This window comes from Streptomyces sp. NPDC042371 (assembly GCF_056437465.1).
In genome coordinates, this window is the sequence record NZ_JBWKAP010000001.1 from 446,136 (window position 1) to 462,369 (window position 16,234).

The 16,234-nt window shown below is 71.5% G+C and carries 20 protein-coding genes; 13 read left to right on the forward strand and 7 right to left on the reverse strand.

Going from position 1 to position 16,234, the window contains the following annotated elements; translation table 11 throughout:
* Nucleotides 1-324: 324 nt before the first annotated feature.
* Nucleotides 325-897, forward strand: coding sequence for a peptidoglycan-binding domain-containing protein (locus tag AC068B_RS01990; protein ID WP_478668370.1), 573 nt, complete (start codon nucleotides 325-327; stop codon nucleotides 895-897).
* A gap of 28 nt (nucleotides 898-925) precedes the next feature.
* Here AC068B_RS01990 and AC068B_RS01995 read toward each other — a convergent pair whose 3' ends face one another.
* Complete coding sequence (locus AC068B_RS01995; protein WP_478668371.1) at nucleotides 926-1,609, reverse strand: HAD family hydrolase; 684 nt, start codon at nucleotides 1,607-1,609, stop codon at nucleotides 926-928.
* 195 nt (nucleotides 1,610-1,804) lie between these two features.
* Nucleotides 1,805-2,383 (reverse strand): TMEM165/GDT1 family protein, encoded by a 579-nt coding sequence (locus AC068B_RS02000; protein WP_478668373.1) that lies wholly within the window; start codon nucleotides 2,381-2,383, stop codon nucleotides 1,805-1,807.
* A 487-nt stretch (nucleotides 2,384-2,870) separates the two neighbouring features.
* Here AC068B_RS02000 and AC068B_RS02005 point away from each other — a divergent pair, with 487 nt between their 5' ends.
* The 4 genes from AC068B_RS02005 (at nucleotide 2,871) to AC068B_RS02020 (ending at nucleotide 7,906) form a co-directional block, all read left to right on the forward strand.
* Nucleotides 2,871-3,560, forward strand: coding sequence for an HNH endonuclease family protein (locus AC068B_RS02005; protein WP_478668374.1), 690 nt, complete (start codon nucleotides 2,871-2,873; stop codon nucleotides 3,558-3,560).
* Nucleotides 3,561-3,651: 91 nt separating this feature from the next.
* Nucleotides 3,652-5,307 carry an alkaline phosphatase D family protein gene (locus AC068B_RS02010; RefSeq protein WP_478668375.1) on the forward strand — a complete coding sequence of 552 codons (1,656 nt, stop codon included), beginning with the start codon at nucleotides 3,652-3,654 and terminating at the stop codon, nucleotides 5,305-5,307.
* A 100-nt stretch (nucleotides 5,308-5,407) separates the two neighbouring features.
* On the forward strand, nucleotides 5,408-7,372 hold the full coding sequence (locus AC068B_RS02015; protein ID WP_478668377.1) for an FAD/NAD(P)-binding protein: 1,965 nt from the start codon (nucleotides 5,408-5,410) through the stop codon (nucleotides 7,370-7,372).
* Nucleotides 7,373-7,450: 78 nt separating this feature from the next.
* Nucleotides 7,451-7,906 carry a DoxX family protein gene (locus AC068B_RS02020; RefSeq protein ID WP_468559577.1) on the forward strand — a complete coding sequence of 152 codons (456 nt, stop codon included), beginning with the start codon at nucleotides 7,451-7,453 and terminating at the stop codon, nucleotides 7,904-7,906.
* 105 nt (nucleotides 7,907-8,011) lie between these two features.
* Here AC068B_RS02020 and AC068B_RS02025 read toward each other — a convergent pair whose 3' ends face one another.
* Nucleotides 8,012-8,602: a superoxide dismutase family protein gene (locus AC068B_RS02025; protein ID WP_478668378.1), complete on the reverse strand. Its 591-nt coding sequence runs from the start codon at nucleotides 8,600-8,602 to the stop codon at nucleotides 8,012-8,014.
* A 296-nt stretch (nucleotides 8,603-8,898) separates the two neighbouring features.
* On the opposite strand from AC068B_RS02025, the gene AC068B_RS02030 reads away from it, so the two are divergent.
* Nucleotides 8,899-9,516, forward strand: a complete 618-nt coding sequence (locus AC068B_RS02030; RefSeq protein ID WP_356261826.1) for a DedA family protein — start codon at nucleotides 8,899-8,901, stop codon at nucleotides 9,514-9,516.
* Between the two features lie 149 nt (nucleotides 9,517-9,665).
* Here the strand turns inward: AC068B_RS02030 and AC068B_RS02035 are convergent, their stop codons facing one another.
* Nucleotides 9,666-9,890 (reverse strand): DUF2277 domain-containing protein, encoded by a 225-nt coding sequence (locus tag AC068B_RS02035; RefSeq protein ID WP_356261829.1) that lies wholly within the window; start codon nucleotides 9,888-9,890, stop codon nucleotides 9,666-9,668.
* A gap of 90 nt (nucleotides 9,891-9,980) precedes the next feature.
* Here AC068B_RS02035 and AC068B_RS02040 point away from each other — a divergent pair, with 90 nt between their 5' ends.
* Complete coding sequence (locus AC068B_RS02040; protein WP_478668380.1) at nucleotides 9,981-10,334, forward strand: hypothetical protein; 354 nt, start codon at nucleotides 9,981-9,983, stop codon at nucleotides 10,332-10,334.
* A gap of 81 nt (nucleotides 10,335-10,415) precedes the next feature.
* Entirely contained in the window at nucleotides 10,416-10,721 is a 306-nt protein-coding gene (locus AC068B_RS02045; RefSeq protein WP_478668381.1) for a hypothetical protein, read from the forward strand.
* A gap of 88 nt (nucleotides 10,722-10,809) precedes the next feature.
* Here the strand turns inward: AC068B_RS02045 and AC068B_RS02050 are convergent, their stop codons facing one another.
* Nucleotides 10,810-11,709 (reverse strand): PRC and DUF2382 domain-containing protein, encoded by a 900-nt coding sequence (locus AC068B_RS02050; RefSeq protein WP_478668383.1) that lies wholly within the window; start codon nucleotides 11,707-11,709, stop codon nucleotides 10,810-10,812.
* A 717-nt stretch (nucleotides 11,710-12,426) separates the two neighbouring features.
* Between AC068B_RS02050 and AC068B_RS02055 the strand changes: the two genes are divergently transcribed.
* Entirely contained in the window at nucleotides 12,427-12,735 is a 309-nt protein-coding gene (locus AC068B_RS02055) for a hypothetical protein (RefSeq protein ID WP_478668384.1), read from the forward strand.
* A gap of 56 nt (nucleotides 12,736-12,791) precedes the next feature.
* On the opposite strand, the gene AC068B_RS02060 is transcribed toward AC068B_RS02055, so the two are convergent.
* Together AC068B_RS02060 and AC068B_RS02065 are read right to left on the reverse strand one after the other, a co-directional pair.
* Nucleotides 12,792-13,370, reverse strand: coding sequence for an HD domain-containing protein (locus tag AC068B_RS02060; RefSeq protein ID WP_478668385.1), 579 nt, complete (start codon nucleotides 13,368-13,370; stop codon nucleotides 12,792-12,794).
* Nucleotides 13,371-13,381: 11 nt separating this feature from the next.
* Entirely contained in the window at nucleotides 13,382-14,500 is a 1,119-nt protein-coding gene (locus tag AC068B_RS02065; protein ID WP_478668387.1) for a helix-turn-helix domain-containing protein, read from the reverse strand.
* Nucleotides 14,501-14,818: 318 nt separating this feature from the next.
* On the opposite strand from AC068B_RS02065, the gene AC068B_RS02070 reads away from it, so the two are divergent.
* The 4 genes from AC068B_RS02070 (at nucleotide 14,819) to AC068B_RS02085 (ending at nucleotide 16,163) form a co-directional block, all read left to right on the forward strand.
* Nucleotides 14,819-15,148, forward strand: coding sequence for a hypothetical protein (locus AC068B_RS02070; protein WP_478668388.1), 330 nt, complete (start codon nucleotides 14,819-14,821; stop codon nucleotides 15,146-15,148).
* 5 nt (nucleotides 15,149-15,153) lie between these two features.
* On the forward strand, nucleotides 15,154-15,357 hold the full coding sequence (locus tag AC068B_RS02075) for a hypothetical protein (RefSeq protein WP_478668389.1): 204 nt from the start codon (nucleotides 15,154-15,156) through the stop codon (nucleotides 15,355-15,357).
* The gene (locus AC068B_RS02080; protein WP_478668391.1) at nucleotides 15,354-15,731 is read left to right on the forward strand and encodes a hypothetical protein; all 378 of its coding nucleotides are present in this window, start codon (nucleotides 15,354-15,356) and stop codon (nucleotides 15,729-15,731) included. Before AC068B_RS02075 ends, AC068B_RS02080 begins: the two co-directional genes overlap by 4 nt.
* A 96-nt stretch (nucleotides 15,732-15,827) precedes the next feature.
* Nucleotides 15,828-16,163 carry a DUF397 domain-containing protein gene (locus tag AC068B_RS02085; protein WP_478668392.1) on the forward strand — a complete coding sequence of 112 codons (336 nt, stop codon included), beginning with the start codon at nucleotides 15,828-15,830 and terminating at the stop codon, nucleotides 16,161-16,163.
* Nucleotides 16,164-16,234: the final 71 nt, after the last annotated feature.

Consider the following 16,234-nt stretch of genomic DNA (forward strand, 5'->3'; position numbering starts at 1 on the left):
GGCGGGGACGGCGAACGCGACGGGCGGGACGGGCGGGACCGGGCACGGGAGCGGTCTGCCGCGGCGGCGGCCGCGGCAGACTTCGATCCGCTGCGGATACGGCCGTACGTTTCGCTGCCGGAGCCGGAGGCAGAGCCGGATTCCACGGTGGCGCCCGAGGGGCCCGAGGGCGTAAGCGGCGCGGGGGCGAGTGCGGGTGCCGGGGCGCCCTTGAGGCCGAACGATCCTCCACCCGCAGCCACGGCTGTACGTCCCTTAGCCGCGGATACGGGTACAGACCACGAAGAGCCGCGCGACAAGCCCCCCGCCCGCAAACGCACCCTCATGCTGCTCGTCGGCGCGGGCGCCGTCGCGGCCGTCGCAGCCGCCACCGTCTTCGCGATGGGGCTGCTCTCCTCGGCCTCGGACGGGCCGACCCGGGACCGGGCGCTGTCGGACGACCTGACGTCGGCGTACGCGGACCCGACCAAGCCCGGGCCGCCCTCGGCGAACCCGTCGGCGTCGCCCTCGCGGGCCCCCTCCGCCCTGCCGGGCGCCCGGCAGTCCCCATCACCGTCGCCCACCCGCTCGACGTCGGCCACGCCCTCGTTCTCGTCCTCGCCGCCGCCGACGTCTCGCGCGACGGGATCGGTCGGAGCGTCGGCTTCGGCGTCACCGCCGCGCAGGACGGACGACGTGACGTTGCGGCAGGGGGACAAGGGGGCGCGGGTCACGGAACTGCAGGACAGGCTGGCGCAGTTGTACCTGTACATGGGAGAGCGGGACGGCAGGTACACGTCCGAGGTCACCGACGCGGTGAGCCGCTACCAGTGGGCCCGCGGCCTCAGGGACGACGCACCGGGCGAATACGGCCGCGAGACTCGACGCAGCCTGGAGTCGGAGACGACGGAACCCTGAGGTCCTGAGGCCCGGCTAAAACCGAACGTCAGCCGAACGTCAGCCGGATCGAGCCGTCGCCCGCGTCGGCGACCCGCACCGATGTCAGGTCCTCGACGTGCACCGTGGGGCCGAACTCCGCGGCGCGGGGGCCTATGCCCACGACCCGCATGCCCGCCGCCTGCCCCGCACGGATCCCCGCCCCGGAGTCCTCGAAGACCACGCAGTCCGCCGGTTCGAAGCCGAGCGCCGCCGCGCCCTTGAGGAACCCCTCGGGGTCGGGCTTGCTCGCGCCGACGCTCTCGGCGGTCACCCGCACCTCGGGAAGGGCGAGCCCGGCCGCGGCCATGCGTCCGGTGGACAGCGGCACGTCGGCGGAGGTCACGAGCGCGTGCGGCAGGCCGAGGTCGGTCAGCGACGTAAGGAACGCGGGCGCGCCGGGCACCGGGACGACGCCCTCCATGTCGGCGGTCTCCGCGGCGAGCATCTCGCGGTTCTCCGCGTGGTTCTCCGCCATGGACCGCTCCGGCAGCAGCACCGCCATGGACGCGTACCCCTGCCGTCCGTGGACGACCTTGATGACCTCGTCGAAGTCGAGCCCGTGCCGCGTGGACCAGCGCTGCCAGCAGCGTTCGACGACGGCGTCGGAGTTGACGAGGGTGCCGTCCATGTCGAGGAGCACGGCCCGGGCGGTCAGAACGGGGGCGACGGGGTCGGCGGTCGTGGCCGTCATCGGGGTGCTCCAGAGCGCAGAGGCGGCGGAAGATCAAGGCAGCCCCGCCCGCCGGTCAGGGAGTACGGGCGGAGCCACTTTGTTCCTGCACGGTACAAAACGGGGGCCACAAAAGCCAACGCCGCAGGTCACACCCCCCAAGCGCCCCAAAAGAGACCGCCCCGCCCCCACGACAGCACCATCACGCAATCACCGTCAGGCAATCGCCTCGTACAGGCTCCACACCCCGAGCCCCAGCATCAGCAGCGCCGCGATCTTCGTGATGAGCGCCAGCGGCACCCGCTTCATCAGCGCCTTGCCACCGACGATGCCGAGGCCCGCGACCGCCCACAGCGCGAGCACCGCGCCGAGGCCCACGGAGAGCGGGTCGTCGTAGCGGGCCGCCAGGTTGGCGGTCATGATCTGCGTCAGATCGCCGAACTCGGCGACCAGGATGAGCATGAAGCCCGCGCCGGAGACCTTCCAGAAGCTCTGGTTCTCGGGCTGCTTGACCTCACCCTCGTCATCGCCGCCCTTGAGCAGCAGCATCGCGGCGCCCGCGAGGAAGAGGACGCCCGTCAGCGCGTGGACCAGCTGCTGCGGCAGCAGGGTCAGGACGCTGCCCGCCGCGACGGCGAGCACCACATGGACGGTGAAGGCCGCCGCGACACCGGCGAAGACGTAGGAGGCGCGGTAGCGCGTACCGAGGACGAGACCGGCCAGCGCCGTCTTGTCCGGCAGCTCGGCCAGGAAGACGACGCCGAAGACGAGCGCCATCACGCTGAAGCTGATCAAGGGTTCCTCAATCGGTCGGGGGCCGCCCCACCGAGAGTGTTCCACCGTTTCGCGTACGACACCTCGGCACGGCAGCACACACGGACGTACACGGATGTGGACGTCTTGACGTACGCGGGATGCGTACGTCTGCACTGCTTGCCGAAGGTCTCGCTGGCCTGCCCCATGGGGCCTGCCTCCGGGCGCCGGCTCAGACGAGCTGAGCAGTATGTCGACGGTCCGGCGAAGAGCTACTCCCCTTCTGCGCCATCCATCGTACGCGACCTTCAACCACCCCTGGCCAGGGACTTTCGCCCCGTTTGGCAGTGAGCTGGGTCACTCGAATGCAACTCCCGTCGCGCGACACGCATATGACGCGGCGCCAGAACTCTTGAAGTCCGCACCTATTTGACGCGACCCTGTCACCAGACGCACATCCGCCAGTAACCCCTGCCCGCAACGATGACCGCCCCACCGGTCAACTGCCCCCCACACCAGAGGAGTTCGCATGTCCGCTGTCTACGCGCGTCGACACACCCCGAGCACCCGCAGCCCCCGCCCCGCCCGGTACACCCGGCCCGCCTTCGCCGCCGCGGCCGTCGCCCTGGCCGCCGCCGCCACCCTCGTCACCGGTTCCACCGCCCAGGCCGCTCCCCCGGCCCCGGTCAGCGCCGCCACCGCCCGCACCTACCTCGGCGACCTCACCGTCAAGGCCGAGGGCTCATCCGACGGCTACAGCCGCGACAAGTTCCCGCACTGGAAGACGCAGTCCGGCGCCTGCAACACCCGCGAGGTCGTCCTCAAGCGCGACGGGACCGACGTCGAGCAGGACTCCAGCTGCGCCGCGACCTCCGGCACCTGGAAGTCCGCCTACGACGGCGCCACCTGGACCGTCGCGTCCGACCTCGACATCGACCACGTCGTGCCGCTCTCCGAGGCCTGGAAGTCCGGCGCGAACAGCTGGACCACGACGCAGCGCGAGGGCTTCGCCAACGACCTGACCCGGCCGCAGCTGATCGCCGTGACCGACAACGTGAACCAGGCCAAGGGCGACAAGGACCCGGCCGAGTGGCTGCCGCCCACCGCCTCGTACCACTGCTACTACGCCCGCATGTGGGTGGACGTGAAGCACCACTACAAGCTGACGGTGAACACCGAGGAGAAGAGCAAGCTCTCCTCGATCCTCAACGGCTGCTGACCTCGGAACGGCCGGACGGGTTGTCGCGGAACCGGCCCGCCCTCCTCTGGCGTTCCGTACCGTACGGGGCGACAGAGGAGGGTGATCACCTGTGGCACGGCTGCGCCTGGGTCCACTGCTGAGGTACGTCGACGGTTCGACGGCAACCGTCTGGGTCGAGGCCGACCGGCCCTGCACCGCCGAGGTGCGGTGCGCGGACGGCGCGCACGGCACGGCACCGACGTTCCAGATCGCGGGCCACCACTACGCGCTCATCCCCGTCACCGGACTGACACCGGGCACGGAGACGGCGTACGAGGTGCGGCTCGGTGACGGCCCGGGGGCCGCCGTGTGGCCGCTGCCCGATTCGCCCTACCCCGCGAGCACCATCCGCACCCCCGCGGAGACGGGCGACGACCAGGAGCTGCGGGTCACGTTCGGCTCCTGCCGCTGGGCCGCCCCGCCGTCCGGCGAGCACGATCCCGTGGGGCCCGACGCGCTGGACACCCTCGCCGCCCGCATAGCCGCCGACCCGGACGCCGAGCGCCCGGACGTCCTGCTGCTCCTGGGCGACCAGGTGTACGCGGACCAGACCTCCAAGGCCACCCAGCGCTGGCTCGCCGCCCGCAGGGACCTCACCGACCCGCCGGGCGTCCAGGTCGCGGACTACGAGGAGTACACCCACCTCTACTACGAGTCCTGGCTGGACCCGGAGGTCCGCTGGCTGCTGTCGACCGTCCCCAGCTGCATGATCTTCGACGATCACGACGTGATCGATGATTGGAACACCAGTGCGGCCTGGCTCGCCGAGATGCGGGCCACGCCCTGGTGGCGCGAGCGCATCCTGAGCGGCCTCATGTCGTACTGGGTCCATCAGCACCTCGGCAATCTGCGGCCCGGGGAACTGGCGCGCGACGACCTCTACGCCGCCGTGTGCGCGGCCCCGGACGGCACGGACGAGCTGCGCGCCTTCGCCGCCGCGGCCGACGCGGACGCGCGCGCCGCCCGCTGGAGCTACCGGCGGGACTTCGGGCGGGTCCGGCTGCTGATGGTGGACACCCGCGCGGCCCGCGTCCTGGCGGAGGGCGAGCGCGCCATGCTCGACGCCGACGAGGCCGACTGGGTGCGCGAGCAGGCGCTGGCGGACCCGGGCACGTACGACCACCTCCTCATCGGCACCTCCCTGCCCTGGCTGCTCCCCCACCTCATCCATGACGCCGAGGGGTGGAACGCCGCGCTCTGCGGCGGTGCGCGCGGCGAGCGCTGGGCCCGCTTCGGGGAGAACCTGCGCAGGCGCTCCGACCTGGAGCACTGGGCCGCCTTCCCCGCCTCCTTCGAAGCGCTCACCGCGCTGATCACGGAGGCGGGCTCGGGCCCGCAGGCCCCCGCGACGGTGTGCGTGCTCTCCGGCGACGTCCACCACGCCTACGTCGCCGAGCCGAGCTGGCCATCGGGCGACGGGCCCGACGCCCGGGTCCTCCAGCTGACCTGCTCGCCCGTCCACAACTCCATCCCCTCGATGCTCAAGCTCGGCTTCCGCTTCGGCTGGAGCCGCGTGGGGCGCGGCCTGGGGCGGCGGTTCGCCCGGCACGGCGGGGTGTCGCAGGCGGGCATCGACTGGCGCAGGACGGGCGGACCCTGGTTCGGCAACCAGCTCATGACCCTGACGCTGCGCGGCCGTTCGGCCCGGCTCCGGCTGGATCAGGCGCGGGCGGTGCGCGGCGGGGGCGTACGCCTGGAGAAGGCGGACGAGACACGGCTCTCATAAGGGACTGCGCGGCGTCCGGGGTTCGGCATCGGGGGCGCCGACGGCATGATGATGCGGACCGTCCGGTTCCAGCGTTCTCTATGCCCCAGGAGTCACGCTTTTGTCTGCACCTGTACCCGCACCGCTCCCACCCGCGCGGCGCGGGACCGCACCTGACGCGGCCGCGCTCGCCCTGGTCGGCGCGGGCCCCCGCGGCACCAGCGTGCTCGAACGGCTCTGCGCGTCGGCGGCCGGGCTCCTCGCGACCGGGGCGCGGCTGACGGTCCACGTGGTCGACCCGGACCCGCCGGGCGCGGGCCGCGTCTGGCGCACGTCGCAGCCCGCCGAGCTCCTGATGAACACCGTCGCCTCCCAGGTGACCCTCTTCACCGACGCGAGCGTCGACTGCTCGGGGCCGATACGCCCGGGTCCGAGCCTGTACGAATGGGCCGCCGACGGGCGGGTTCCGGGGCTCGGGCCCGACGACTATCCGACCCGCGCCTGTTACGGCCGCTATCTGGAGTGGGTCTTCGCCGAGGCGGTGCGCCGCGCCCCCGGCACGGTCCGCGTCCAGGTCCACGCGGCGCGCGCGGTGCGCCTGGAGGAGACGGCCGACGGGCTGCAGACCCTCGTACTGGACGACGGTCTCGAACTCTCCGGCCTCTCGGCGGTCGTGCTCGCGCAGGGCCACCTGCCCGCGGCCGCCGGTCCTGAGCAGCGGCGCCTGACGGACCACGCGGCACGGCACGGCCTGCGCCACTTCCCGCCCGCCAACCCCGCCGACCTGGACCTGTCCGTCATCGCCCCCGGCGAGCGGGTGCTGCTGCGCGGCCTCGGCCTCAACTTCTTCGACCACATGGCGCTCCTGACCGAGGCGCGCGGCGGCCGGTACGTGCGAACGCCAGGCGGGGCGCTGCGGTACGAGCCCTCGGGCCGCGAGCCGCGGCTGTACGCGGGATCGCGGCGCGGCGTGCCGTACCAGGCGCGCGGCGACAACGCGAAGGGCCCGTACGGACGGCACGAGCCCGCCGTCCTCACCGCCGACGTCGTGGCCCGCTTCCGCAAGCGCGCGGACAGCGGCGACGCGCCCGACTTCCTCGGCGAGATATGGCCGTTGATCGCGAAGGAGGTGGAGACGGTCTATTACGCGGCACTGTTGGGGGGCGAGGGCGGGGGCGGCGTCTCGGAGGCGTGCGACTTCCGGGGGCGGTTTCTGGCCGTCGGGCACCAGAGCCCTCAAGAGGCGCTGGTGCTGGACGCGTTCGGGGTCGCGGAGGCCGACCGCTGGTCCTGGGACCGGCTCTCCCGCCCACACCCGCCCCTCCCCTTCGTCTCCCCGCAGGCACACCGCGCCTGGCTTCTCGACCGGCTGCGCGAGGACGTCGCGCAGGCCGCGCTCGGCAATGTCGCGGGCCCGCTGAAGGCCGCGCTCGACGTGCTCCGCGATCTGCGCAACGAGCTCCGCGGCGTCGTCGACCACGGCGGCCTCTCCGGTGTCTCGCGCCGCGACCACCTCGACCGCTGGTACACGCCGCTCAACGCCTTCCTCTCCATCGGCCCGCCGCGCCGCCGCATCGAGGAGATGGCGGCGCTGATCGAGGCCGGGGTCCTTGAGGTGCTCGGGCCCCGCCTGAGCGTGCGGGCCGAGGACGGCTCCTTCCTCGCGCACTCCCCCGACGTGCCGGACTCCGTCGTACGCGTCACCTCGCTGATCGAGGCCCGGCTGCCGGAGCCGGACCTGCGCCGCACCGGCGACGAGCTGCTCGGACGGCTCCTGGCGGAGGGCCGGTGCCGGGCCCATGTGGTCGACGGCTATGAAACCGGAGGCCTGGACGTGACTGAGCGCCCCTATCACCTGATCGACCGTCAAGGCCGGGCCCACGCCCGCAGGTTCACGTTCGGAGTGCCCACGGAAGGGGTCCACTGGGTGACCGCGGCCGGTGCGCGGCCCGGCGTCGACTCGGTCACGCTGTCGGACGCCGACGCGGTGGCGCGGGCCGCCCTGCGCACGGCCGCCGGGACCGCCGGATCGCCGCCCGAACCCAGGGCCGAGCCGAAGCGGAACCTCCGATTGACCGAATGTTGAACTTGCAAGCACTAATTAGGTTGCCCTAATCTTGGGCCTCCGCTCGGTTACCGTCCCCAAACCGAAGGAGTCCCCACCATGACTGGACGTCTCAACAGCGCCCAGCCCTACGCCCTCGGCGTGTTCCGCATAGTGATCGGCCTGCTCTTCGCCTGCCACGGCGCCGCCTCGCTCTTCGGCGTCCTCGGCGGCGCGTCAGGCGGCGGCACGATCGACGTCGGCACCTGGCCCGGCTGGTACGCGGCCGTCATCCAGCTCGTCGGCGGCGCCCTGGTCCTGCTGGGCCTCGGCACCCGCGCCGCCGCGTTCATCTCGTCCGGCTCGATGGCCTACGCCTACTTCAAGGTCCACCAGCCCGAGGCCCTGTGGCCCATGGAGAACGGCGGCGAGGCCGCGGCGATCTTCTGCTGGGCGATGCTGCTCTTCGTCTTCACCGGGTCCGGCGCGTTCGGCCTCGACCGGCTCTTCGCCGCGCGGGCCGAGAGCGGCGACAAGGAGGGCGCGGACGCGAAGCACACGCCGGTCGCGGCCTGACCTGCGGCGCACGCTCCGGTTCTGACGACGGCGCCCTCTTCCTCGTACGCACGGGGAAGAGGGCGCCGTCGCCGTGCCGGGCCCTGTTCGGCCCTCCCGGCGGCTCTACACGCCCCACGCGCCGCCCGACTGCTGCACCTCCGGCAGGGCCGCGAACGGCACCGTGAAGCAGGCGGCCCGGTCGCCCGCGCCGCCCGGCTCGTCGTGCAGCACCACGGAAGCGGCCTCGCCCGGCCTGAACGCCCAGTCGTGCCGTGCGCTCGCCGCTCCGGAGCCGTCCGCTCCTGCGGTGAAGTCCAGCCACACCTCGTTCTCCGCGTTGGCGTAGGCCGGGTCCTTGGATGGCTGAACCGGGTCGACGCGGTGCTGGTAGTGGCCGCCCGCCGCCTCCGGGTTCGCGCCGCACGGCTTCTGGTGCACGTGCACGCCGTACGCGTGCCCGGGCTTCATGCCTCTGACCCGCAGCGTGACGGTCGTGTCGCCGCCCTCGAAGCTGCGCTGCTCGACCTCGATCCAGGACGCCGCGGGCACCAGGCCCACGTCGTACGTCACCGCGGGCGAGGGAATGAAGGCCGTCGGCGGCGCGAACCACGCCTCGGCCCGCGCCCAGGAGCTCCCCACCGCCGCTTCGGCCACTCCGCCGCCCGTGGCCAGCATCGCCGCCGCCACCGCACCGGCCAGCATCCCTGCCACCATCGCCCGCTCCGTCCCTCGTACCGCCCGTGTCGCGCCCGTGTCCCGCTCGTGTTTCCGCGCGCGTTTCCGCCCGCACTCCGCTCGGGTACTGACTCGTTCGTACGGGACTTCGGGGCCGTACGCCTCATCAGGGGAGGCAGCCGGGTGAACGTGATGTAGGGAACATCTAAGCCCCCAGTGGATCTCCCGCCCTTCGCGCCGCGTACGCTGTACAGCTGTCACCAAGGCCGCCCCTGCCGTTCTCCGCGCGACACAGCGGCAACGCGCTGCCGATCGGGGAGTAACGGGGAGTTACGGTGCTTGAGAGTGTGGGGGCCTTGACCGGCAGTCCGTGGATCTACGCGGTCGTGGCCCTGTCTGTCCTGTTCGACGTCTTCGTGCCCGTCCTGCCGAGCGGGGTCATCGTCATCATGTCGGCGACCGCGGCCGCGGCGGCGGGGACCGGGGCGGCGGGACAGGTCCCGCACAACGTGCCCGACATCCTGATGCTCACGCTCTGTGCCGCCACCGCGTCCGTGCTCGGCGACATGGTCGCCTTCCGGCTCGCCTGGCGCGGCGGCGCACGCCTCGACCGCGCGATCGCCCGTTCCCGCCGCCTGACCAGCGCGCAGGAACGCCTCGGCACGGCGCTCGCGCGGGGCGGCGGCGTCCTCGTCGTCATCGCCCGCTTCGCACCCGCGGGCCGCTCGATCGTTTCCCTCGGCGCGGGCGCGGCCCACCGCAAGGTGCGCGAGTTCCTCCCGTGGTCCGCCCTGGCGGGCCTGGCCTGGGCGGGCTACAGCGTCGCCCTCGGCTACTTCGGCGGGCAGTGGCTCGGCGCGACCTGGCTGGCCACGGGCGTCTCCCTGCTCGCGCTGTTCGCGGCGGGCGCTGGGGCGGCGTTCCTGGTCCGCCGCCCCACGACGGCGAGCTGACCCGCCCCGCGACAGCGACCCGCCGACCCGCCAACCCGCCGACCCGCCGACCCGCCGACCGCGCACAGGATTCCGTCCTGGGCGCGGTCTTTTGCGTGGCCCTTGGCGCGCGTCGGCCGCACGCGCGGAGACCTCCTACGGCTGCACAGCTACGACGCCCGCGCCGCCCCGCGTACCTCCAGGCCCGCCAGCAGTTCCGTCGTCGCCTTCGCCACCGCGTCCACCGCGTGATCGAAGACCTCGCGATTGTGGGCGGCCGGGGCGCGGAAGCCGGAGACCTTCCGGACGTACTGGAGAGCGGCCGCGCGGATCTCCTCCTCGGTGGCGTCCTCGGGGATCGCGGGCGGGCGGAGCGTCTTGATGCTTCGGCACATGCTTCCAGCTTGCCACCGCCCACTGACAACTCGGCCGGATCGTTCGCGCGCCACTCGCACACGTAATTCGAACAGGAGTACCATTACGGCGTGCCTGTCACCCCAGCCCATGACTTCCCGAGCGACCTCCTCGCCGGACAGGAGGAACTGCACCAGATCCGCTCCGCGCTCCTCGCACTCCTCAAACGTCTGCCCTGGTCGGTCGAGCCCCTCGACGGGTTCAGCGACACTGGCGGCTGGCGAAAGGTGGAACGCCCCGCCTCTCCCGGCTGGAGCAGGGACGAACAGGCCGAAGTGGAGGAACTTCGTTCCAGAGAGCGCGAGTTGGCGGTTTTTGTGACGTGTCACAAGTACTGGGAACAAGTCGCGGGACCGGACGCCGTCGCCGCGCGCGCGGCCCTCAAACACGCCCACGAGCGGCCCGACGACTCCCTCTCCGCCTAGCCATTGACAGGCGCAGACCGCGGGCGTTGACTCCCTATCAGCCACGCACAAGAGCCCCCTTCGAGCCATGGAGGTGCAGCCTTGAACGTCCTGATAGTCATCGCGATCCTGGCCCTCTTCGGCCTGGGCTTCAGCCAACCACTGCTGTGGCTTGCCGCAGCGGCGCTCGTCTTCTACCTGGCACGCTTCTACGAAGGCGGCTCGTCCACCAAGAAGAGCGGCTCGGGGAGCAGTTCCGCGAGCAGCGGCGGTGGCATGGGCGGGGGCGCCGGTGGAGGCGGCGGGGGCGGCAGCTACCCCAAGACCTACCGCGACTACCGCATCCGCAAGGAACGCATGGAGCGCTGGGACCGTCGGTACCGCAGAACGCACCCCGGCTCCCGCTGACACCGCCGCAGGTCGTCACCTGCATGCGCGAAGGCCCCCCGCCCGGAACGGCGGGGGGCCTTCGCACGGACAGGGCACATCAGCGACATCAGTGACGCGGGCCCTGCTTCCGGTCGCGCCAGCCCTCGCCCTTGGCGCCGCGCTCGCCCTTGCCGCCGTCGTACTCGATCTGCTCCTTGCGCACCGTGTCGGAGATCTCCTGCGTCTCGGTGACCTTCTCGGTCTCCAGCCGCACGCGCTCGACCGGCACGGACTCCTTGCGGACCACCGCCTTCTCGGCGTGCAGGGTCACCTCGGTCTCGGCCTCGCCGATGGTGGCGCGCGTGCCGTCGCCCTCGCGGATGGGCTCGCGGACGACGCGAACCTCCTCGTGGGAGATGGGCACGGACGTCTTCACGTCCTCGGTGACGACGACCTTGCGCAGCCGGGCCCGCCCGACCACTTCCTCCTCCGTGCCGACCCGCAGCCGCTCTTCGGAGCGGATCATCTCGTCGTGCTTGCCCTCGTCACGCCCGGCCGACCGACTGGCGGCCCCCGCACCAACCATCCCGGCACCGGCACCAGCACCGGCGCCCGCCATTCCGGCCGCGCCCTCACGGCCCCGCTTACCGGCCATCGGCGCGCCACCGGCCGCACCGCCGGCCACGCCACGGGCGGTCGCCTCGGGCCGGGTGAGCCCGTAGTGGGCGTAGAGCTCGTGCTCCTCACCCGGCTCTATGTGCTGGTCGGCGTCGATACGGGGAGCGTCCTTGACGGCCTCCTTGGTCGTCGCGACGTGCAGCTGGTCGTCCTGGCGGCGGGCTCCGGCGAGCGGGACGAAGCTCTGCTTCATACCGAAGAGACCGGTCTTGACGGTGACCCACTCGGGGCGACCGTTGCGGTCGTCGAGATAGACCTGCTCGACGCTGCCGATCTTCTCGCCGGTCCGGTCGTAGGCCGTCATGCCCGCGAGCCCGTCGGAGTTGGTGAAGCCTTCGCCCTGCGTCATGGGTGATCACTCCCTCGGAGCGCGCGACGGGCGATATCGACTCTCGCCACGGCAGACGCACGCCTCCCCTCCATCGCGCTCCGCGTTGCCGCACACCGCAACCAGGAAAGTGACGGAACGTACGCGGAGAGCGCCGCGGAACCGGCTCAGCGGCATGCCTGAGGCGGTCAGCCCGGTCTACCCCGAAACAACCCGATTAGCCCATTCGAGCTACGCCCCTGAAGCCCCCGACGGACCGGCAATCTCCCGACAATCTCCCGGCAAGGCCAGCGACACCATCGCGCACCGGCACGAGGCACTTCGGGTGCGCGGGCAGGCGCATGCACTTCTCGGCGTTCTCGGCGTTCTCGGCGCCGGGGGCGTGGCCCGCGCTGGGGATGATGCCAGTGGGGCGAGAGTCGCTGCCGTCGCCGTCCCAGCCGAGGACGAACGCGCCCGAACCGCAGAGAGACCCCCCAACCGATCACGGCTGGAGGGTCTCAAAACAGGCTTTCACCTGGTTCTACTTACCCGGTGGGCGCGGACGGTTTCGAACCGCCGACATCCTCCCTGTAAGAGCGTCGCTCCGAAGATCCAGCGTCGCCGAGGTTCGCCGAGACTCGCCGAGCGACATCGAGGGGGCTCTGTGGACTCCTTGTGGACTCCCACCCGATTCGATCACTCAACGGCACGGAGTCCACTTCCCTTCGGCACGTCGCCTGTCTGGGCTGTGGCAAGGTGCACGGCACGCTCCGGTCCATCGCCGTGCGAGAGCTGGGCGACGGCGACCGCTGGCAGCAGATCGCCGACCTCGACGTCGTCAAGAACGGTGAGTCGGGCCCCGCGGGCCCGCGCGGCGAGCCAGGCCCCGCAGGCGCGGACGGCACCGACGGCCGTGATGGGCAGACCGGCCCGGACGGGTACAGCCTCCAGGCGCGGGCGGACGACCTGGACGCGTTGGTGTGCCGCCGTGACGGGGCCCCTGCGCCCGATCCCGAGTCCACCCCGCAGGCTGCGGCCCTCGACCCACAGCGACGCCAGTACTGACATGGCCCTCTTCCGGCTTCGGGCGGAAGAGGGCCATTCCTCGTGCCAAATCAGCCCTACTCGCCGATGGCAGCGTGCAGCCACTCCAGGGGAGCCTGAGCGAGGAGTTCGTCGGCCAGCCTCTGGCCCGACTCTGTGACGATGCGCGCGCGGCTGTTGTCGATCCACCGCTGAGCGCTGGCGTACCCCTGGGTCTTGTACTCCAGGCCCTGGAGCATGCATTCCAGCTTGTCGGCGTCCCGGGCGCACCGTGCCTCCAGGGAGTCCTGCGCCTCGTACTCGGCCACGACCGAGCGCACGGCGACGCGCAGGACCTCGGGCATGGCGGCTGTCTGGTCCGCTGTGACCTCCCGCGGGTCCGCCTTCCGCCCGATGTACTTGCGGCCCAGGTGGTTGACGTCGCCCGTCCTCGATTCCTGCGAGTCGTGCCAGACCGCCATGTGCGCGGCGTGCGCCGCGTCGGCCCCTTCCAGCGTGGCGATGACCGACGCGATGATGGACGTGCGCCACGAGTGCTCGGCCACGCTCTCAGGGTCGCGAACACCTGCCATCCACCAGCCTGTTCGGCGGGCTTGCTTGAGCGTGCCTGCTTCCCACAGGAAGTGGGCCACCTCTGTGAGGTCTTGGTCAGCCACGGTGTCCCCTTTCACGCCTCGGCGAGGCGGATTGCGTACCGAATGCCCTCCAGCTCTCGCCTTGCCTGAGCGGAGAGCTGCAAGTCATCCAACATCACGGGGAGCCGGGTGCGTAGAGCCGTCCCGGCCGCGGACGCCGCGCGAAGCAGGTTGGGGCGTGCCGCCAACAGAGCCCACAGGGTGTGGACATTGAGGTCGAAGAACCCGTGCCTGGGGGTGGGCCCGCGAACGAGATGATCAAGCATGCGGCCACCGTGCCAGGGCCCTGGCGAGGGTGAGGCGATGAAGTCGTCCGACAGCTGAATGTGCGGCATCTCGCCAAGCCAGTACGCCCAGTAGTTGAGGTTCGCCGCCTCCGCGGCATCGTCGCCCCCGAGGGTGCGCGTGATGAAGTGCGCCATCCTGTCGCGATCACCCTGGCGAGCTTCGACGGCAGCGACAGAACGAGAGTTGAGCCAGCCAGTCAGCCAGTCGTCGGGGCGGACAAGCTTCTGCTGGTGGGCCAGCCAGTCGGAGGCATCCGTGTCGTCGTCGAAACCTGCCAGGTACAGGGCCTGGCGCCGCAGCAGGAAGTTGTCGCCTCCCCGCGCCTGTTCGGCTGTCTCCCGCATCCGGGTAAAGAACCGCCTGCGGTCCCCGACAGGAAGATCGGGTGCCGTGGGGACTGGGCCACGGCGCGGCCTCTTCGGCGGGGGGAGCTTTCGGACCGGCGCAGGCGCCACCCCGTTCAGCGGCCAGGTCAGCACCTCTACGAGGTCACGCTGCATGACCCAAGCACCGAGCGGGCTGGCTTCGGTGGACACATCGTCGTCGAGCGCGCTGGCAAGCAGGACGTCCGCTTCTACGGCCCGCTCCAGGGCGGCCAGAAGTTCAGGACCGGCTCCTAGGCGCATCAGGCGGTGGCGGTGAACGAGCATCTGGCCGACGGGCACCGAGGTCAGTGGCCGCCGCCCTGATTCCCACCCGGCGATGGTGTCCGGGGAGACACCGAAGGTCTCGGCGAAGGCGTCCTGCGTATGACCCAACTGCTCGCGAATCACGCGGAAGACGTATCCGGAGATGATGCCCGCACGGCTGTGTTCGGGCTTGCCCTGACTGGCGGTCAGGGTTGGACGCGTGTGGTGCTCCATGATCGGCCCCTTGCACCTGCTTGGCGAGCCCTTACCCGTACTCGCGGTCACTTCTGGAGGCGGTCACCGCTACCTACTGTCAAGGGGTGATGACCGGCAACTCAGCGTAGTGGGAGTGGTGTCACGGTGGATGCCGTAGAGGGAACCTCGTCCGTCTTGCGAGGACCGCAGATTACGAGTGCAGGTGAAGCCGCATTCGATTGGCTGGCGCGGGCGCAGGCGGCGCCGCAGCAGGCGCACAAGGAGTGGATGGAAACAGGCATCGCTCTTCTGCCGCTGGGGAAGCGTTTCAACTCGGTTTTCCTTCCCTCTGTGCTCGTGCACGTCGCAGTCGGAACCAGCGATCTGGAGGACGTGACCCGCGCGCTCGCCGAGCTGCTCGGCGGGCCGGTCATCCACAACCGGCCGCAGCACCAGTTCTACGCACTCGTCGAGCCCACCCCCGCACCGCCGTGGACACAGGAGTACCCGGAGGCCCCGATGCTGGGGACCGGTGACTTCCTGTCCGTCCCAGCGTCCGATCTCCGTGGCCCGACCGGCCTGTACTGGGCGGTGCGCCCCCGCATCGTCGGCGACCTGTGCCCGGTCCAGTCCGTCGCCGCCCTGGTCCGCATCGCCCGCAGCGAGCTTCAGCGGAGCCGACGGTGACTCTCATGGAGACGACCGCCGAGGAGCGGCAGGCGCAGCAGGCGTACGCAGGTCTCCTCGCGCACTTCGACGAGTGCGCCCCCTGCCGGGTCGAGAACTACTGTCCGACGGGGGAGCGGCTGCGGCGCGCGCACCGCGCCACGCGCTCCGCTCTCCCTCAGCCTCCGCCCGCCACCGGCACGCCCTCGCCGCCGCGGGAGGGATCGTGACGGGCCCGCTGGGCACCCCGCTGAAGTGTCGCCGCTGCGAGCACACGGTGCGTGACGGTGAGGCCTACGAGACACAGATGTTCGCGGCCGCCTCCGGCCCCCCAGTGCCCGGAGTGGTGCACGTCCGCTGCCCCCAGCTGGTGCTCGTTCCCTGCCCCCCGTGCCTGGACGCCCTGCTGCGGGGCGACGAGAGGCCGCACGGCTGCCACGAGGTCACCTCGGTCGGCATCGAGGGTGAACGGCTCGTCGCAGGCATCGCGGACGACTGCCCGTGCCGCTGCCAGAACCGGCGTGCCGAGGAGAGCGCGGCACTGCAGGCGGCACGGACTGAAGCCCGAGCCGTGTCGGCGCCCGCCGCCCCGTCGGCAGACTGACCACCCGATCCCCTGAACTCCCACCGCGCACGCGGTGGGCGCCCATGCCCTGACCAGGCCAGGCCAGGCCAGGCCCAACCCCACAGGAGGCGCCCCGTGGGCACGCTCACGAACGGCAAGACCACCATCCCCTACGACCACCGCACACTGCCCGGCCTGCACTGGCGCAAGGCCAGCCGCACCGACCTCGACCCGATCGTGAAGGACTGCGTGATCCTCGCGAAGGCGCCGATCGCCAAGGACCACCCACACGACCGCATCCCCGACGGGACACGCATGGTCGCCATCAGCGACAGCAAGGACCCGGACGCCCCCGTGCTGCTCATGAGCCGGGTCGAGATCAGCAAGTTCTTCGACGGGGTGACCGCGGGTGAGTTCGACGAATTCCGGGCCAGCGCAGACGAGCTCACAGCAGCTGCCGCCACCACCTGACCCTGCCCTGGAGACGGGCGAGGCGTGGCAGGCGCCGCCCGACAACCTGAAGTCCCTGGAGGGCGGTCCCG